Below are 18,066 nucleotides of genomic sequence, written 5' to 3' on the forward strand. Positions count from 1 at the left end.
ATGATGACGACAGCCATCGGCGACCCTGCTGATACGATCCATATCGGTCCCGCGACGAGGCAGCATTTTTGCAGTTTGCGAGATGTGGAATTGGCTTCGTTCGAAACCCTTCGGGCTGCTGGGGCCGTAACAGGCGACCCTGTTGCAAGCAGCGACGAGGAATTGCGGGTTTATCTCGATGCCGGTCTGCTTCTGGCAGCTTTCGATGGAGCGGAAAGTCCGGTCGGATATGCTGGTGGCTATGTCAGCGAAGGCTGGTTGCGCATAGGAGAAGCAGATGTTCATCCGCAATGGCAGCGGCGGGGAATTGGGCGGCGACTGATAAATGCTTTGCTTAACGAAGGACGGTCCAGACATCTCTTGGGTTCGACGCTGACAACAGATCGTTTCGCGCCTTTCAACGCGCCCTTTTATTCCTCTCTTGGGTTTCAAGCCGTCGAGGGGGATGCCTGCCCTATGCGCCTGAAAAAGATCCTTGCAGCAGAAGCGGCTAAAGGCCTCAATCCACTTCGCCGTGTCGCCATGATGCTGGTGTTTTAACCTTGGCGAAAGGGCCGCACAGCCGCAGCCAGATCCTCCGCCGTCAGTCCCTCGCCGACCCTTGCGCCCGTTTCCGCATGCAGCCAGACACCTGCTGCTGCCGCCTCAAAAGCCGGAACGCCTTGCGCCAACAGCCCGCCGATGATCCCGGCCAACACATCGCCGGAACCGGCTGTGGCAAGCCAGGGCGGCGCATTTTCGTTGATCATCGCCCGGCCATCGGGGGCCGCAATCACGGTGTCAGCACCTTTGTACACCACGGCGGCATTGGCTTTTCTGGCAGCGGCCTGGGCTTTTTCGACTTTGCCCAACATCTTGTCACCGGCAATATCGGCAAACAGCCGAGCGAATTCGCCCTCATGCGGCGTCAGAACCAAGCGGGCTTCATTGCCGGAAAATGCGTCGAACAGTTCGTCTGGTTGATCCCTAAAAGAGGAAATACCGTCAGCATCAAGAACCAGCCTGCGTTTGGACAGCGAGAGGGTAAATGCCCGCGCCTTTTCACCAATCCCGAATCCGGGTCCGAGCACGAAGGCGCCCATCCGCTGGTCGGTCAGATAGTCTTCAAGGTCGTCAAGATCATCGACGGTCTTCACCATCACGGCTGTGTTCTGGGCGGCGTTGACAAGGACGGCACTGGCCGGTGAGGCCAGCGTTACCAGCCCCGCTCCGGCCTTCAATCCAGCCATGGCGGCGAGCCGGGCGGCGCCTGTCGTGCTGGTGCGGCCGGAAAACACCGTGAGATGGCCCCTGGTGAATTTGTGACTGGCGCCAGAGATTTTTGGCAGGAGATGCGCCCATAAATCGGGATGATTGACGGCAACCTCGCCCCGATATTGTTCAACGATGCGACGCGGAATGCCGATGTCGTAGACCTCCACTGTGCCACACAGCGACCGTCCCGGGAGCAGCATATGTCCCGGCTTTCGTGCCATGAATGTCACCGTATGGACCGCCTGAAACGCCACCGGGCGGGGCTGACCCGTACGACCATCGACACCAGAGGGCAGATCGACCGCCAGAACAGGAATACCGGCCTGGTTGACCCGCTCGATCAGCACCAACACCGGCGAAGGCAGGTCGCGCGCCAGGCCAGCACCGAACAATGCATCGACCACTAGATCCCCCTCCTTGGGATCATAGAGCGCCAGCGGTTCGGCCTTGCCCTGGTAGTCCGCAAAAGCCAGAGCCGCATCTCCCTTCAGCTTTTCCGACTCACCCAGACAAAAGACCTGAACAGAAACCCCTGATACCCGCAGCGCCTCAGCCGCGACATAGCCGTCACCGCCATTATTTCCCGGCCCACACAGCACCGCGACCCTCAGCGCCTGTGGGAAAAGCCGGAGTGCCGCTGCCGCTACGGCAGAACCGGCTTTGCGCATCAGCCCATAACTATCGATCCCCGAGTTGGCCGCATCGCGGTCCACCAGGGCCATGGAAGAGGGAGAAATCAGGTGATGAAAAGATGTTTGCATCATGCAAATATCAAATCGAAAGCCGCAGCAAACGGCAATGGCGTCGAGGAAATTAATATTGAATATTTATTATGCAGATGCCTATCAAGGCGGCACGAATTCATGCAAAAAATCTGCGCAATCGTTAAAATCGGCAAAAAATTCAATCCACCTAATTCTCACAAAAAATAGGCACTTAGCTCTGGTGTTTTGCCCGGGTTTAGGCAAAACTGTTTCGGCAATGCGGGTGATTTTCTGTTTTTTTCGCAATTCGCGGACCAAATTGGCACGGTAAGTGCATCAACGCAGGGCAAACAGGTGTTACCTGCATCAATGAGGGAAGCGGAGAGAAATTTTCTCATGAAAAAGATCGAAGCGATCATAAAGCCTTTCAAGCTGGACGAAGTGAAGGAAGCCCTTCAGGAAGTAGGATTGCAAGGCATAACGGTCACGGAAGCCAAGGGATTTGGGCGGCAAAAGGGCCATACGGAGCTGTATCGCGGCGCCGAATACGTGGTCGACTTCCTGCCTAAAGTGAAGGTCGAAGTCGTGCTGGCCGATGAAAACGTCGAGGCCGTCATCGACGCGATCCGCAATGCTGCGCAAACAGGGCGCATTGGCGATGGAAAGATTTTCGTTTCCAACGTCGAGGAAGTCGTCCGGATCAGAACCGGCGAAACCGGCGTCGACGCTATTTGAATGCGGCCCGGCTGAGGGAGGTCGGGTCTTATAATCGTCATCAAATCGAGGAACAAACCTAATGACGACCGCACAGGATATTCTTAAACAAATCAAAGACAACGACGTAAAATTTGTCGATCTCAGGTTCACCGACCCCAAGGGCAAGTTGCAGCATGTCACCATGGACATCGTCTGTGTCGATGAAGACATGTTCGCCGATGGCGTGATGTTCGACGGCTCCTCCATCGCCGGCTGGAAGGCAATCAACGAATCCGACATGGTGCTGATGCCAGACGTAGAAACGGTACATATGGACCCGTTCTTCGCCCAGTCGACCATGGTCATTCTCTGCGATATTCTCGATCCGGTTTCCGGTGAAGCCTATAACCGCGATCCGCGCGGCACTGCCAAGAAGGCGGAAGCCTATCTCAAGGCGTCGGGTATCGGCGACACGGCATTTTTCGGCCCTGAAGCTGAATTCTTCATTTTCGATGACGTGAAATACAAGGCCGATCCTTACAATACCGGCTTCAAGCTTGATTCCACCGAATTGCCGTCCAACGACGATACCGATTATGAAACCGGCAATCTCGGCCACCGTCCGCGCGTCAAGGGCGGCTATTTCCCGGTTCCGCCGATCGACAGCTGCCAGGATATGCGCTCTGAAATGCTGACGGTGCTCTCCGAAATGGGCGTCGTCGTCGAAAAGCATCACCATGAAGTGGCCGCGGCCCAGCATGAGCTTGGCATCAAGTTCGACACGCTGGTGCGCAACGCCGACAAGATGCAGATCTACAAATATGTCGTGCATCAGGTCGCCAATGCCTATGGCAAGACCGCAACCTTCATGCCGAAGCCGATCTTTGGCGACAATGGCTCGGGCATGCATGTGCATCAGTCGATCTGGAAGGATGGCAAGCCGACCTTCGCCGGTGACGAATATGCCGGTCTGTCGGAAAGCTGCCTCTATTATATCGGCGGCATCATCAAGCATGCCAAGGCACTGAATGCCTTCACCAACCCCTCGACCAATTCCTACAAGCGCCTGGTGCCTGGCTATGAAGCACCGGTTTTGCTGGCCTATTCCGCCCGCAACCGTTCCGCCTCCTGCCGCATTCCATTCGGCTCCAACCCGAAGGCAAAGCGCGTCGAAGTCCGCTTCCCTGACCCGACCGCCAACCCCTATCTCGGTTTTGCCGCGATGCTGATGGCTGGTCTCGATGGCATCAAGAACAAGATCCATCCTGGCAAAGCCATGGACAAGGATCTCTATGACCTGCCGCCGAAGGAATTGAAGAAGATCCCAACGGTCTGCGCCTCGTTGCGTGAAGCGCTGGAAAGCCTCGACAAGGATCGCAAGTTCCTGACCGCGGGCGGCGTCTTCGACGACGACCAGATCGACGCCTTCATCGACATCAAGATGCAGGAGGTCATGCGCTACGAAATGACCCCTCATCCGGTGGAATACGACATGTACTACTCGGTCTGATCCGATCGACACCAAAGCCGGCAGCAACCCTGCCGGCTTTTTTATTGCAGTATCATTGATATTTTTTGCAATTGCACATCTCGTTAAACCGGGCGGCCATGCCTCAGCCGTTTTGTGACAAAACCATGTCGAGGCCCTTGATGTTCGTTGTCCCGTTTCCCAAATATTTGACGAAAGGAAACAAAGCCATGAAACAACGCAACGCAAAGTTTGGAATCGGTGACATTGTTCGTCACAAGGTATTTCCGTTTCGCGGCGTCGTTTTCGACGTCGATCCGGAATTCGCCAATACGGAAGAATGGTGGAACGCGATCCCCGCAGAATTGCGGCCAAGCAAGGATCAGCCTTTCTATCATCTGCTGGCTGAAAATGCCGAGACGGAATATGTCGCCTATGTCTCCGAGCAAAATCTGGAGACAGACGAAAGCGGCGAACCGCTGCGCAATCCGCATATCAACCAGATCTTCGTGGAAGAGCAGGCCGGTCATTACAAGCCGCGGATGAATTTGGCTCACTGAGCGGCTGACATTATCTCGTAAAAAAGCCCCGGTTTAACGACCGGGGCTTTTTGACAATGAAGGAAAGGAACAACCGATTATTTGGTTTCCTTGGCGGCCTTCTGGGCGTCTTCCAGGGCCTTCTGCGATTCTTCGTTCTTCTTCTGCATGGCTTCTTCCAGCAGACGCTGGCGCTCCTGCGCCTGGGACTGGGTGATAGCCGGGCCATCGTAGGAACCAGTAAAGCCATCCAGCGAAATCTTGATCGGGTTTGGAACGCGGCGGAAGTTCATCGACGTGAACACCACGTCATGGCCCTTCTTCAGGCTGGCAATCATCGCGTCCGTCAGCGGAATTTCAGCTGTGCAACGGTCCGGGAAGCAGACGGCGTAATCGATCTTCTGGCCTTTGCCGCCGTCGATCTGCAGAACTACGCCCGGCGGGATCAGCCGTGCGGACGGCACGGAGACCTGCATCAGCTTGCGGTTCATCTTGCCTTCGATGGAAATGATCGCCACGGCGATAATCATCTGGCGGTTCTGCGCGACCTGAATGTTCTGCACCGTGCAGATATCGTTGTCTTCCTGCTTGGCGCAGGTCTTGAACCAACCCTGCGGCGGCAAGCCGGCATCGCCAGCGGGCTGCTGCTGGGCAAAGGATGCGCCAGCAAAGCCAGTGGAGAGAACGAGAGCGGAGAGTGCCGCACGCGCGGTTTTGGCTGCTGTAAACGTCATAACGAGATCCGTCTCCTGAAAACTTTTGTCGAACCGAAGTTCTCACCCGATTAGATCGGCCTATTCGTTCATCCCCTGGGTTTTAAATGAGGCAAATAGATGACCCGATGTGTGTGGTGATCCTGTTACAGCGCATCGCTGCGAATATCCAGTGCTTCTTTGGTGTTTGCGAAAGATACGTCCGATTTATGGAACGATTGAGCGCGCGCGACATTTGTTTTACTGGACAATTTCACCCATTCACTTACATGGCGCTTCCATAGCAGGAATTGTGCCATAGCGGTTGGCTTTCCGGCAGTTCGTGATAATTTGCCGCGAAATTTAAAATACTGATCTCGAGAGGAAATGGTTTGCGGCGTCTTTTGTCGACCCTGCTGGTCCTGCCGTTCTGCGGCTTGTTTGCCGCATCGGCTACCTTGGCCGAGCCCGTCAATGCCATATCCATGTATGGCAAACCCGCCCTGCCCGCCGATTATAAGCACTTGCCTTACGTCAACCCTGACGTAAAGAAAGGCGGCCGGATTTCCTACGGCGTGGTTGGCACATTCGACAGTTTCAACCCCTTTGTCATCAAGGGCATGCGCACAACGGCGCGCGGCATCTGGGACCCGGAATACGGCAATCTGTTTTACGAAACGCTGATGACCCGCTCTGCCGGCGAACCCTACACGCTCTATGGTCTTTTGGCGCAAAGCGTCGAGTGGGATGATGCCCGCAGCTTCATCCAGTTCAACCTCAACCCCAAGGCCCGCTGGCAGGATGGCCAGCCTGTAACGCCGGATGACGTGATTTTCACGTTGCAGATTCTCCAGCAGAAGGGCCGTGCGCCTTTCGACAAGCGGTTGAACGGCGTCGCCAGGATGGAAAAGGTCGGCGAGCATAGCGTTCGCTTCACCTTCAACGACAAGGCTGACCGGGAAATTCCGCTGCTTCTGGCCTATGCAACGCCAATCCTGCCGAAGCATGCCATCGATCCGGATCTTTTCGAACAATCCTCGCTGAATGTGCCTGTTGGCTCCGGCCCCTATAAGATCAAGGATATCCGCCCAGGCGAGCGGATTACCTATCAGCGCGACCCGAATTATTGGGGCAAGGATCTACCTTCAAAGGTGGGCTTCGATAATTACGACGAAGTCAGCGTAACCTATTTCTTGCAGGACAGCACCCTGTTCGAAGCCTTCAAGAAGGGTGAAATCGATATTTACCCTGATGGTGATTCGGCCCATTGGCTGCGGGCTTATAATTTCCCCGCAGCCGTGAATGGCGATGTTGTACGCGAAACCTTTACCCCGCAAAAACCGACGGGCATGCTGGGATTCGTGTTCAACACCCGTCGCCCGATCTTTGCCGATGTGAAGGTGCGCGAGGCGCTGACGCTCGCCTTCGACTTCGAGTGGGTCAACAAAAACATCTACGGCAATGCGTTCAAGCGAATCCAGAGTTACTGGCAGAATTCGCCGCTCGGCGCCTTTGGCCATGCCGCCGACGACCGCGAACTGGCAATCCTTGGCAATGCGCGCAACACGATTGCCCCGGAAATCCTGGCGGGCACCTATACATTGCCGATTTCCGATGGTTCGGGCGCCGACCGTAATATTCTGCGCCAGGCCGTCGCGTTGCTCAGCCAGGCTGGCTATTCGATCAATGATGGAAAAATGGTCGATGCCCAGGGCAAACCACTGTCCTTCGAGGTCATGACCCAGAATGCCGGCCAGGAGAAAATGGCGCTTGCCTATCAGCGTACCCTAAGGCTGATCGGCATCGGCATGACCATCCGCACGGTGGATGACGCGCAATATCAGGCGCGCTCCAACAGCTTCGATTATGACATGGTCGTCATGGCCTATCCTTCGACGCTGGCTCCCGGTATCGAGCAATTCAACCGCTGGGGTTCCACAGCCCGAGATCGGCAAAGCAGTTTCAATTATGCCGGGGTTGCCAATCCGGATATCGACCGGGTGTTGAACACCATGGTCAATGCCAGAAGCCTCGAGGACTATCAGGCCAGCGTGCGGGCCCTGGATCGCCTGCTGGTGGCCGGGCATTACGTGGTGCCACTCTATTATAATGGCGAGCAATGGCTGGCGCGCTGGAAACGCATCGCAAGGCCTGACCAAGTGCCGATGCTGGGCTATCAACTCCCCACGTGGTGGGACGCCAGGGCGCAATGAATTCAACCACCGCGCGCTGACTGCGCACGGATCTGCGGCGTGTCATCGCTGCCGCATACCGATGGAGACCCTTTCATGCAACGCATTACCATCGATCTCGTGTCCGATGTCGTCTGCCCGTGGTGCTATCTGGGCAAGGCCCGGCTGGATCTGGCCATTGCCGAGGTACAGGACACGGTCAGCATCGACGTCAACTGGCGTCCCTACCGGCTCAATCCGGACTATCCACCCGAAGGGGTCGACCAGCAGGCCGAACTGGCCAAAAAATTTGGCGGCAAGGAAAACCTCGAGCGCGGCCATCAGCAATTGGCGGAGCTTGGCCGCGAGGTTGGTATTGCCTTCAATTTCGAAGCCATCAAGATCGGCCCCAATACGCTGGATGCGCATCGGCTGATCCATTGGGCCGGATTGGAAAGCCGTGAAGCGCAGGGTGCTGTGGTCTCAGGCCTGTTCAAGGCATTTTTCGAGGACGGCCGCAATCTCGGCGATCATGCTGTCCTGCTGGATATTACAGAGAAGGCCGGACTGGACCGCAAGGTGATGCAGGCACTGCTGGCCGGCGATGCCGACAAGGACATGGTGATCGATGAAATCGACGCCGCCCAGAAAATGGGCGTCAATGGTGTGCCGTTCTTCATCATCGACCAGAAATATGCCGTGAGTGGCGCCCAGCCGACAGATGTTCTGGCCAATGCCCTGCGCGACATCGCCGCTGAAAAGGCCGTCGAACAGTCGAAACTGAATTGACGCAACGCAATATCGGCCATACTCACGAGAGGCCCCCTGCCGGTGGAAAGCTGATAACGGTTTTCCCCGGCCAAACTCCAGGACGACCTGCTCGTGACCTCCGATACGACACCTCGCGGCCTTGCGCTCGCTTTTGCAGCCTTTGCTGCCTATGCCATCAGTGATGCCTCGGTCAAACTCGTGGATGGCCGAATCAGTCCGTTCGAATCAGCTTTCTTCGGATCGCTGTTCGGTCTGGCTGCCCTGCCCTTTCTTCTGAAGCGCGGCGATGCGCTGACAGATGTTTTCAGAACCTCAAACCTGAAGCTCTGGCTGCTGCGTTTCGTCGCCTCCGGCACCAGCGCCATCGGCGCGGTGACGGCCTTCACGCATCTGTCTATGGCCGAGGCCTTCTGCCTGATTTTCCTTTTGCCCTGCTTCGTCACCATTATGTCGGTGGTATTCCTCAAGGAACAGGTCGGCATCCGCCGCTGGAGCGCGGTGATCCTCGGGTTTATCGGCGTGCTGGTGGTGCTGCGTCCGGGTTTCAGGGAATTATCGATCGGCCATCTCGGCGCCGTCATCGGCGGGTTGGGCGGGGCGATTTCCATCGTCGTCTACCGCGCCATCGGCCCGCGTGAAAAATCCACTTCGCTCTACGGCGCTGGCGCCTTCGGCACTATCATCATTTCCGGCATCGCTATGCTGCCTGCCTTTTCCTGGCCGCAGGGAACGGACTGGCTTTTGCTGCTCAGCTACGGCCTGTTTGCCGCGCTGGCCACCGTGCTGATGATGCTGGCGACCCGCTTTGCTCCAGCCGCCGTGCTGGGGCCTGCGCAATACAGCCAGATGCTCTGGGCCATCTTGTTCGGCTACCTGATCTTCGGCGACCATGTCGATATGCCCATGCTGGTCGGCATCACCCTGATCATCGGCTCCGGCCTGATTACCCTGATGCGAGAAAGAACCAAGGGCGTTCCCCTCCCACCGGCTGTTGCCTCCGGCCCGCAGGCCAGTCTGGCGGTGGAGGAGGAGTAATGCCGCGTTGCCGTCTTTCTAATGCTTTTCTATTGGCCACGACGGTATTGTGTCTGGCTTTCATCGCTTGCAGCCCGTCACAGGCAAACGACCGTCAAACGGCGACGATCAAGACGACTCAGGGCGACATCGCAATAGAGGCATTCGAGAGGCGCGCATCTCAGAAGCGTCCAGCCGTTATCATCCTGAGCGGCAGCAAAGGCTTCCGATCGGCAGCCTATGACAATCTTGCTCAAAGCCTCGATAAGGCGGGGCTTGATGCCTATCTCGTCCACGCCGTGTCAGACGCAGATTTGACTGCCATTGGCCATGCGAAGGGTGCGGCAGGTCGTATCCAATATTACACAAGCCACATGGCCCAATGGAGCGCGGCTGTCCGCGACGTTCTGCTGTTTCTCAAAGCACAGTCTCCAGAGGATCGGAAAATCGGCGTTCTCGGAATTTCGCTGGGCGCGCAAATTGCCATTACCGCAACAGTAAACCGACAAGATGCCAATACCTTGGTGCTCGTGGACGGTGGTTTCCCCGCTGGTTATTCTCAATCCGTTCGCACGATTCCTCCCCTTCTGATCGTCTGGGGTAGCGAGGACCGTGTGTTCCCTGTCTCGATGGCAAGAGCATTATCAGAACAGGCGAAATCCTTGGGAACAGAGGCTGAATTCTCGATATTTGATGGCGGAAGCCATGACTTTTTTCTGAAACCAGAAACGCCTCTCGCGAAACAAGCCCATAAACGGGCTGCCCGTTTTCTTGCCGAGCAATTAAAGTAGAGTTTGCCGGTTCAAACTGAACCTGACAGACCTCATATCAGGCTACTTGCCAAACTCGTTCGTTCATGGATTGCTGACTGAAGGCTTTTTCAGGAGGGTTCCATGACATTTCAAATCTGGCTTGCATTTGTTGCCACTGCCGCGGTCGTTCTCGCCATTCCAGGTCCGACGATTGTGCTGGTAATTTCCTATGCGCTCGGACACGGGCGTTCTGTGGCCAAGGCAACGGTGGCGGGGGTGGCGCTGGGTGATTTTACCGCCATGACCGCCTCCATGCTGGGGCTTGGCGCACTTCTCGCCACCTCGGCGATGATTTTCACGCTGCTTAAATATATCGGCGCGGCCTACCTGATCTATCTCGGCATCAAGCTTTGGCGGGCGCCGGTGATGGTAAGCCAGGAGGTTTCGGATGAAAATCCACCAACCGCGGAACAACCGCTAAAAATCTTCCTGCACACCTATGTGGTGACGGCGCTCAACCCGAAAAGCATTCTGTTTTTCGTGGCCTTCCTGCCGCAGTTCCTGAACACGGCCGAGCCGCTGGCCTTGCAGATGGTGATTTTCGAAGCGACCTTCCTGGTGCTCGCTACATTGAACGCCGCCACCTATGCCATCATGGCGTCAATGGCGCGCAAATCGATCCGCAAGCCCAATGTGCAGCGCTGGGTCAACAGGACAGGTGGTTCACTGATGATCGGCGCGGGTCTGGTTGCCGCCGGTTGGCGCAAGGCGGCCGCCTGACGTCAGCGGTGGCCTGGAGGCGGTCGATGGACCGCCTCTGCTCTCACTTCACCTTGGCCAGTTCAGCCAATTGCGCCATGATAGTCGCCGCACCAGCCAACCGCTTTTCCGGCGTCGGCAGATCTCGGGTCAGGAAGACGCTATGGTCGGGGCGGATCTTGGCCATGCTGCCCTGTTTGGCGATGAAGCCGACCAAAGCTGCCGGGTTGGGGAACAGCTTGTTGCGGAACTGCACCACCACGCCCTTCGGTCCGGCTTCCAGCTTTTCAACATTGGCCTTGCGGCACAGCGCCTTGACGTAAACAACCTTCAACAGGTTCTGCACTTCCGCTGGCAGCGGTCCGAAACGGTCGATCAACTCGGCGCCGAAGCCATCGATATCGTTCAACTCGGTCAATTCGCCCAGGCGGCGATACAGGCCAAGACGCAGATGTAGGTCTGGCACGTATTCGTCGGGGATCATCACCGAGGTGCCGACCTGAATTTGCGGCGACCAGCCGCTATCGACCACTTCGTCCTCGCCCTTCACCTCGGCCACAGCCTCCTCCAGCATTTGCTGGTAAAGCTCGAAGCCGACTTCCTTGATGTGGCCGGATTGTTCCTCACCCAGCAAATTGCCAGCGCCGCGAATATCAAGATCGTGGCTGGCGAGCTGGAAGCCCGCGCCCAGCGTATCCAGCGATTGCAACACTTTCAGTCGCCGTTCGGCGCTGGTCGTCAGCACCTTGTTGACCGGCAAGGTCAGCAGCGCGAAGGCCCGGACCTTGGAGCGTCCGACCCGGCCCCGGATCTGGTAGAGCTGGGCGAGACCGAACATGTCGGCGCGATGGACAATGAGCGTGTTGGCGGTCGGCACGTCCAGACCGGATTCGACGATGGTGGTGGACAGCAGAACATCGTAGCGGCCTTCATAAAAGGCGTTCATGATGTCTTCCAGTTCGCCCGCTGCCATCTGGCCATGAGCAATCGCCACTTTCAATTCCGGCACATCCGAATCGAGAAATGCCTTGATATCGGCAAGATCCGCCAGACGCGGGCAGACATAGAAGCTCTGCCCGCCACGATAATGTTCACGCATCAGCGTTTCACGGATCACCAGGGGATCGAAGGGTGAAATGAAGGTGCGCACCGCCATGCGGTCCACTGGCGGCGTGGTGATCAGCGACAATTCGCGCACGCCGGTCATCGCCAGCTGCAGGGTGCGCGGAATGGGCGTCGCCGATAGCGTCAGCACATGCACATCGCTCTTCAACTCTTTCAGCCGTTCCTTGTGCTTGACACCGAAATGCTGCTCTTCATCGATCACCAGCAGGCCAAGATTGGCGAATTTGATGCCCGACCCCAGAAGAGCATGGGTACCGACGACGATATCGGTCTTGCCCTCGGCCACTTCCTTCTTGACGAGGTTCAGTTCCTTGGTGCCCACCAGCCGCGATGCCTGCTGGATACGAATAGGCAAGCCGCGAAACCGCTCGGAAAACGTCTTGAAATGCTGGCGGGCCAGCAGCGTGGTTGGCACCACGACCGCCACCTGGATACCGTTCATCGCTGCCACGAAGGCGGCGCGCAGCGCCACTTCCGTCTTGCCGAAGCCGACATCGCCGCAGATCAGCCGATCCATTGGACGTCCGGCAGCCAGATCACCGCGCACCGCCTCGATGGCGTTCATCTGGTCCTCGGTCTCCTCATAGGGGAACCGGGCCGCGAACTCGTCGTAAAAACCTTCAGTCGTGGCAAGCACCGGCGCAGACCGCATCATCCGCTCGGCGGCGATGCGGATCAGCCCGCCTGCCATATCCAGCAGCCGTTTCTTCAGCTTGGCTTTACGCATCTGCCAGGCGCCGCCGCCTAGCTTGTCCAGTTGAGCCTCGCTGCCCTCCGAGCCGTAGCGCGACAGAAGTTCGATATTTTCGACCGGCAGGAACAGCTTGGCCTCATCGGCATATTGCAGCTCCAGACAGGCATGCTGGCTGCCTGCTGCCTGAATGGTGCGCAATCCGATAAACCGGCCAATGCCATGCTCGGCATGGACAACAATCGAGCCTTCATCCAGTCCGGCAACTTCGGAAATGAAATCGGCAGCCCGCTTGCGGCGCTTGGACCGGCGCACCATGCGGTCGCCGAGAATATCCTGCTCGCCGACCACTACAAGTTCGTTGGCCTCGAACCCGCCTTCAAGCGCCAGAACGGCGGTTGCCGCCTCACCCTTGCCAAGCTGATCGAGATCCTTCAGCGCCGAGACCGGCTTCAGCCGCTCCAACCCGTGCTCGTTCAACACCTGCAACAGCCGGTCGAGAGACCCCTCCGACCAGCCAGTAATCAACACTTTTGAGCCGGAGGCCCGCTTGTCGGCAATGTATTTTACCGCCTGGGTAAAGACATTGACCCGCTGCGCCTCGCCATCAGCCTTGGTTTCGCTGCTCTCCTGCGCGGCCAGTTTCGCCCAGCGCGGGCCGGAGCGCGCCGAGAGTTCGACAATCTTGCGGCCTTCGCTATCCGGCTCGGCAAATGGTGTCAGGCGGATCGGGTTGAGCGCTTCAAGCTTCTTGGCAAACTCCGCCGCCCCCAGATACAGATATTCCGGCGGTATCGGTTTATAAGGCGTGCCTTGGGCCAAATGGCCCTTGCCCGGCGTCGCGCTGTTCAAACGCGCCTCGTAATAGTCACGGATCAGCTTGCCGCGTTCTTCGGCGGATTCGCGCACCGTATGGTCGAGCACCACCCGGAAATCGCTGAGATAATCGAACACCGTTTCCAGCTTTTCATGAAACAGCGGCATCCAGTGTTCCATGCCCGCATAACGGCGGCCTTCGGACACAGCAGTGTAAAGCGCATCGTCGCGGGTGGCCGCGCCAAACAGCGAAAGATAATTCTTGCGAAACCGGCTGATGCTTTCCGGCGTCAGCGTCACTTCGCTCATCGGGTTAAGGTCCAGCGAGCGGACCTGACCAATTGTGCGCTGGCTGGCCGGATCGAAACTGCGAATGCTTTCCAGCGTATCGCCGAAGAAATCCAGCCGCACCGGCTCCTCAGAGCCCGGCACGAACACATCGAGAATGCCACCACGCACCGCATATTCGCCGACTTCGCGCACCGTATCGACGCGCTCAAAGCCGTTGCGCGACAAGCGGGCGGCAATGTCGTCCATCTTCACCTGATTGCCGGGGCGGGCCGAAAAGGACAGGCTTTCAATAACATCAGCCGGTGCCAGCTTTTGCAGCATGGCATTGGCGGTGACAAGAACAATGCCCGGATGCGGCTTTCGCGCATGGGCAATCAAACCCGACAGTGCCGAAAGCCTGCGGGCGGAAATATCGGCGCTGGGCGATACCCGGTCATAGGGCAGACAATCCCAGGCAGGCAGAGTCAGCACCGGAATTTCCGGCGCACAGAAGCCGAGCATCTGCTCGATATCGTTCATCCGGCTGGAATCCGACAGAAGATAGGCGACAGGCCTGCCCTGCCGCGCCAGTTCCGCCACCAGAAAAGCGTCCATGCCATCAGGCACAGGCGAGAGGGTGACAGCGGACGCAGCCGCTGCCGTCTTCTTTGCATCAAACAGGGAAATCATTTTTCGGTCACAGCACTCGCATCAGGCCTGGACGACAATGCAATGGCCGAACCATCGACAGGCGAAAAATCAGGGCGGGTGGCGGCAATGCGGTCAAACAAAGGGATCTGCATATGGGCGGGCACAGGGGCGGCACCATTGATCCAGCTGATCAGGTCATTATCTTCTTCCGCCATGATCAGTTCGAGATCATCCAGCTCAGCATCGTTGAGCGCACTGATCTCGGCTTCGGCAAACTGGCCGAGCATCAGATCCATCTCCCGGATACCCCGATGCCAGCAGCGAAACAGAATACGCCTGCGGCGGGGATCGAGATCGGCGCTGCTGCGAACCAGACCAGTCATGTCATTCACCTTCCTGTTGATGCTGAACCTCTTGGCTTCGCATCGAATTTTCTCGTAGACCGGTTCTCGCAAGTCATGACGAAGCATGCGGCTTCCCTCACCCCACCTCCGCAACGGCTCTTGCTTTCTTCTCCCCATCGGGGAGAAGGTGCCGGCAGGCGGATGAGGGGGCGGCGAAGCCGAGAACCAGATGCTTTCTCACAACATCACCCTCCCGAAAACCGGTAGCCACTTTTCAGTCCGATGCTTTTCTCACCGCATCGGATATCCCCGAAAACCGGTTCCCACTTTTCGGTCCGATGCTGTATACCCGCTCACAATTGCCTTGTCAGCCTTGCAATGCGCCTCATCACACGGCATTTTGCCGCCATCATGCGTCCATCCCTGCTCGATCCCCTGTTCGCTTCCGTTTCCACCCTGCCGGGCGTTGGTCCGAAGCTGGCGCAATTGCTGGCGAGCCTGTTGGGGCGCGAAGACGCCGAGGATACGCGCGTTGTCGATCTGCTGTTCTTAAGCCCGCATCGCCTGATCGACCGACGCAATCAGCCGGGCATAGCCCGCGCGCCGCAAGGCGCCATCGTGACAGTGACGGGCCGAGTGGACCGCCACACACCTGCGCCTAAGGAAAATCGTAACGCGCCCTACCGGGTTTTCCTGCATGACGAGACCGGTGAATTAGTGCTGACCTTCTTCCGCGCCAAGGGCAATTGGCTGGAAAAAGCCTTGCCGGTCGATGAGATCATCACCGTTTCGGGAAAAATCGACTGGTTCAATGGCCGCCCCTCGATGGTCCATCCGGATTTCATGGTCAAGGCCAGCGAAGCGGCGGCTATGCCGCTGGTCGAGCCGGTCTATCCGCTAACGGCGGGCCTTTCACCGAAAGTGCTGAAAAAAGCGGTAGACCACGCGGTAGAACGCCTGCCGGATTTTGCCGAATGGATCGATCCGGCACTGGTGACAAAACAAGGTTTCGACGCTGTCAAACCAAGTTTCGAGCGGTTGCACAGCCCCCGCGATGAAAAGGATGTGGACCCGCAGGCCCCGGCCCGGCGCAGGCTGGCCTATGACGAGTTTCTAGCCGGACAGGTCTCACTGGCACTGGTGCGTCAACGTTTGCGCAAGGTGGCGGGAACGCCGGTTCGCGCCACGGGGGAATTAAGCGGAAAAATCCTTGCCGCCCTGCCCTTTACCCCCACCAAGAGCCAGAAGGATGCTGTTGCCGATATCTTGAGAGATATGGAAAGCGACAGCCGCATGTTGCGCCTGGTCCAGGGCGACGTCGGCGCGGGCAAGACGCTGGTGGCGCTGCTGGCGATGGCGGCTGTGGTGGAAAACGGCGGCCAGGCCGTGCTGATGGCGCCAACCGAAATTCTGGCGCGCCAGCATCACGCCACGCTTTCGAAAATGGCGGCTGCTGCCGGAATTGCCGTCGATGTGCTGACCGGACGCACCAAGGGCCGCGAGCGCGAAGCGGTGCTGGAGCGAATCGCCTCCGGCGCGGCACAAATCGTCATCGGCACCCATGCGCTGTTTCAGGATTCGGTCAATTATCACAATCTCATGCTGGCCGTGGTGGATGAGCAGCACCGCTTCGGTGTACACCAGCGGCTGCGGCTGACGGCCAAGGGCGTTTCGCCGCATATGCTTGTTATGACCGCCACGCCCATTCCCCGCACGCTGGTTCTGGCCGCCTTCGGTGACATGGATGTCTCCAAGCTCACCGAGAAACCGGCGGGGCGCAAGCCGATCCAGACCGTGACCGTGCCGGTGGAGCGAATCGGCGATATCGTTGACCGGCTCCAGGCCGCGATTGCTTCCGGCAAAAAAGCCTATTGGATCTGCCCTCTGGTCGAAGAGACCGAGGAATCGGAACTGATGTCGGTGGAGGAGCGCTTCGAGGTGCTGAAAATGTGCCTCAAGGCACCGATTGGCCTCGTGCATGGCCGCATGAAAGGCGAGGAAAAAGACGCTGCCATGCTGGCTTTCAAGAGCGGTGAAACGCGGCTGCTGGTAGCAACCACAGTGGTGGAAGTCGGCGTGGACGTACCGGACGCGACAATCATGGTGATCGAACATGCCGAACGCTTCGGCCTTGCGCAACTGCACCAGTTGCGTGGCCGGGTCGGACGCGGCGCGGAAGCTTCATCCTGCATCCTTCTTTACAAAGGCCCGCTGGGCGAAACCGGCAAGGCCCGCTTGTCAATCCTGCGCGACAGCGAGGATGGCTTCCTGATTGCCGAAGAAGACCTGAAACTGCGCGGCGAAGGCGAGTTGCTCGGCACCCGCCAATCCGGCACGCCCGGCTTTCGCATCGCCAGCCTGGAACACCATGCCGACCTCCTGGAAATCGCCCGCAAGGACGCCGCCTATCTGCTGGAACGCGACCCCGACCTGACCTCGGCACGCGGCGAAGCTGTGCGCACATTGCTCTACCTGCACCGCCGCGATGAAGCTGTCCGGTTCTTGCGGGCTGGATGAGGAATGACAAGGTAGGCAAACACGTTTGAGGCACTGCTCATCCGTCGGATTTCGCTTGCTATTCACCCGGCAATCGCGGCTAGCTGTCATTCTCAACACGGAGGAAACGACAATGGCTAAAGGTCAGGTACGCGGCAACAAGGAAACGCGCAAGCCGAAGAAGGACAAGACAGTTGATAAAGCCGTAGCGCCCACGCTCGGCTCACAGGTCAAGAACAGCGAATCCTCGACAAAAAAGAAGTAAGTGCGGAAGGCCTGCCAAAGCAAGGCCGGACAAACACCAGTTCTTCGCAATTTCTAAATCACGTTCACCCACTTTGGCCAGCCGCCGCGACTTCCGTTTGCGGCGACTGGTTCGCCACAAATGGCAACCCGAATAATTTTGCTCACCGCGTTTCAATTGATACGTAAAAAACGGCGTTGACTCTTCCCGAAAAAAGAACATAAGAAGAACAAACGAGAGAAGATCATAACATGTCTGACGCTGAAAAAATTATTGTCGTGCAGTTTAAAAAGAACCGCGCCGGTATTGTGCCGGGTGATATGCGCCAAGCATCAAGCGTGGCTTCAGCAGAGAAAATTGCTGGCGCTATGGCAGCTCGCTACATTGGCGTTGCCGCATACGCGGTCACAATCGATGAAGAAAATGGAAGCATGACGAACCCACGCTTACTGGTATCGCACGGACAGATCTCGGACTTGATGCCGGACTGATTGAGCAGCGCATCAAACCAAATTTTCCAAAGATCGCGATGTCATTTCCGCTTTTGAGGACGCGACACTTGGGCATCCCAAAAATCGACCTCTCAAAAACGCACTGTGTTGGGCGGTA

At 57.6% G+C, this 18,066-nt stretch carries 16 protein-coding genes; 12 read left to right on the plus strand and 4 right to left on the minus strand.

Translation table 11 applies throughout. The features are described 5' to 3' along the window. Positions 1-540: a GNAT family N-acetyltransferase gene (locus ASB66_RS13645; protein ID WP_081089006.1), complete on the plus strand. Its 540-nt coding sequence runs from the start codon at positions 1-3 to the stop codon at positions 538-540. Here ASB66_RS13645 and ASB66_RS13650 read toward each other — a convergent pair. Then, complete coding sequence (locus ASB66_RS13650) at positions 537-2,018, minus strand: bifunctional ADP-dependent NAD(P)H-hydrate dehydratase/NAD(P)H-hydrate epimerase (protein ID WP_060717819.1); 1,482 nt, start codon at positions 2,016-2,018, stop codon at positions 537-539. The two genes, ASB66_RS13645 and ASB66_RS13650, sit on opposite strands and share 4 nt — an antisense overlap. Positions 2,019-2,354: 336 nt before the next feature. On the opposite strand from ASB66_RS13650, the gene ASB66_RS13655 reads away from it, so the two are divergent. The 3 genes from ASB66_RS13655 (at position 2,355) to hspQ (ending at position 4,682) form a co-directional block, all read left to right on the plus strand. Beyond that, positions 2,355-2,693 carry a P-II family nitrogen regulator gene (locus ASB66_RS13655; protein ID WP_015916113.1) on the plus strand — a complete coding sequence of 113 codons (339 nt, stop codon included), beginning with the start codon at positions 2,355-2,357 and terminating at the stop codon, positions 2,691-2,693. 61 nt (positions 2,694-2,754) lie between these two features. Then, positions 2,755-4,164 (plus strand): type I glutamate--ammonia ligase, encoded by a 1,410-nt coding sequence (gene glnA / locus ASB66_RS13660; protein WP_060717820.1) that lies wholly within the window; start codon positions 2,755-2,757, stop codon positions 4,162-4,164. A gap of 188 nt (positions 4,165-4,352) precedes the next feature. Beyond that, positions 4,353-4,682, plus strand: a complete 330-nt coding sequence (hspQ, locus tag ASB66_RS13665) for a heat shock protein HspQ (protein ID WP_041697996.1) — start codon at positions 4,353-4,355, stop codon at positions 4,680-4,682. 77 nt (positions 4,683-4,759) lie between these two features. Here the strand turns inward: hspQ and ASB66_RS13670 are convergent, their stop codons facing one another. Then, positions 4,760-5,395: an invasion associated locus B family protein gene (locus tag ASB66_RS13670; RefSeq protein ID WP_060717821.1), complete on the minus strand. Its 636-nt coding sequence runs from the start codon at positions 5,393-5,395 to the stop codon at positions 4,760-4,762. 350 nt (positions 5,396-5,745) lie between these two features. Between ASB66_RS13670 and ASB66_RS13675 the strand changes: the two genes are divergently transcribed. The 5 genes from ASB66_RS13675 (at position 5,746) to ASB66_RS13695 (ending at position 10,841) form a co-directional block, all read left to right on the plus strand. Beyond that, entirely contained in the window at positions 5,746-7,566 is a 1,821-nt protein-coding gene (locus ASB66_RS13675; protein WP_060717822.1) for an extracellular solute-binding protein, read from the plus strand. Positions 7,567-7,641: 75 nt separating this feature from the next. Further along, the gene (locus ASB66_RS13680; protein ID WP_060717823.1) at positions 7,642-8,313 is read left to right on the plus strand and encodes a DsbA family oxidoreductase; all 672 of its coding nucleotides are present in this window, start codon (positions 7,642-7,644) and stop codon (positions 8,311-8,313) included. A gap of 93 nt (positions 8,314-8,406) precedes the next feature. Beyond that, the gene (locus tag ASB66_RS13685) at positions 8,407-9,330 is read left to right on the plus strand and encodes a DMT family transporter (protein WP_060717824.1); all 924 of its coding nucleotides are present in this window, start codon (positions 8,407-8,409) and stop codon (positions 9,328-9,330) included. Continuing rightward, positions 9,330-10,100, plus strand: coding sequence for an alpha/beta hydrolase (locus ASB66_RS13690; RefSeq protein ID WP_060717825.1), 771 nt, complete (start codon positions 9,330-9,332; stop codon positions 10,098-10,100). The genes ASB66_RS13685 and ASB66_RS13690 overlap by 1 nt, the downstream gene beginning before the upstream one ends. A gap of 102 nt (positions 10,101-10,202) precedes the next feature. Continuing rightward, complete coding sequence (locus ASB66_RS13695; RefSeq protein WP_114386609.1) at positions 10,203-10,841, plus strand: LysE family translocator; 639 nt, start codon at positions 10,203-10,205, stop codon at positions 10,839-10,841. A 43-nt stretch (positions 10,842-10,884) separates the two neighbouring features. Here the strand turns inward: ASB66_RS13695 and mfd are convergent, their stop codons facing one another. Together mfd and ASB66_RS13705 are read right to left on the minus strand one after the other, a co-directional pair. Further along, positions 10,885-14,412, minus strand: a complete 3,528-nt coding sequence (mfd, locus tag ASB66_RS13700; protein ID WP_114386611.1) for a transcription-repair coupling factor — start codon at positions 14,410-14,412, stop codon at positions 10,885-10,887. Beyond that, entirely contained in the window at positions 14,409-14,756 is a 348-nt protein-coding gene (locus ASB66_RS13705; protein ID WP_060717840.1) for an FAD assembly factor SdhE, read from the minus strand. The genes mfd and ASB66_RS13705 overlap by 4 nt, the downstream gene beginning before the upstream one ends. 372 nt (positions 14,757-15,128) lie before the next feature. On the opposite strand from ASB66_RS13705, the gene recG reads away from it, so the two are divergent. From recG to ASB66_RS13715, 3 genes are all read left to right on the plus strand, one after another. Beyond that, a complete protein-coding gene (gene recG, locus ASB66_RS13710; RefSeq protein WP_060717841.1) occupies positions 15,129-17,234 on the plus strand; it encodes an ATP-dependent DNA helicase RecG in 2,106 nt (701 codons plus the stop codon). Positions 17,235-17,346: 112 nt separating this feature from the next. Beyond that, positions 17,347-17,478, plus strand: a complete 132-nt coding sequence (locus ASB66_RS27010) for a hypothetical protein (RefSeq protein ID WP_267889558.1) — start codon at positions 17,347-17,349, stop codon at positions 17,476-17,478. 230 nt (positions 17,479-17,708) lie between these two features. Beyond that, positions 17,709-17,948, plus strand: a complete 240-nt coding sequence (locus ASB66_RS13715; protein ID WP_060717828.1) for a hypothetical protein — start codon at positions 17,709-17,711, stop codon at positions 17,946-17,948. Positions 17,949-18,066: the final 118 nt, after the last annotated feature.

This window comes from Gillisella vitis, assembly GCF_001541345.2.
GTDB classification, from domain to species: domain Bacteria; phylum Pseudomonadota; class Alphaproteobacteria; order Rhizobiales; family Rhizobiaceae; genus Allorhizobium; species Allorhizobium vitis.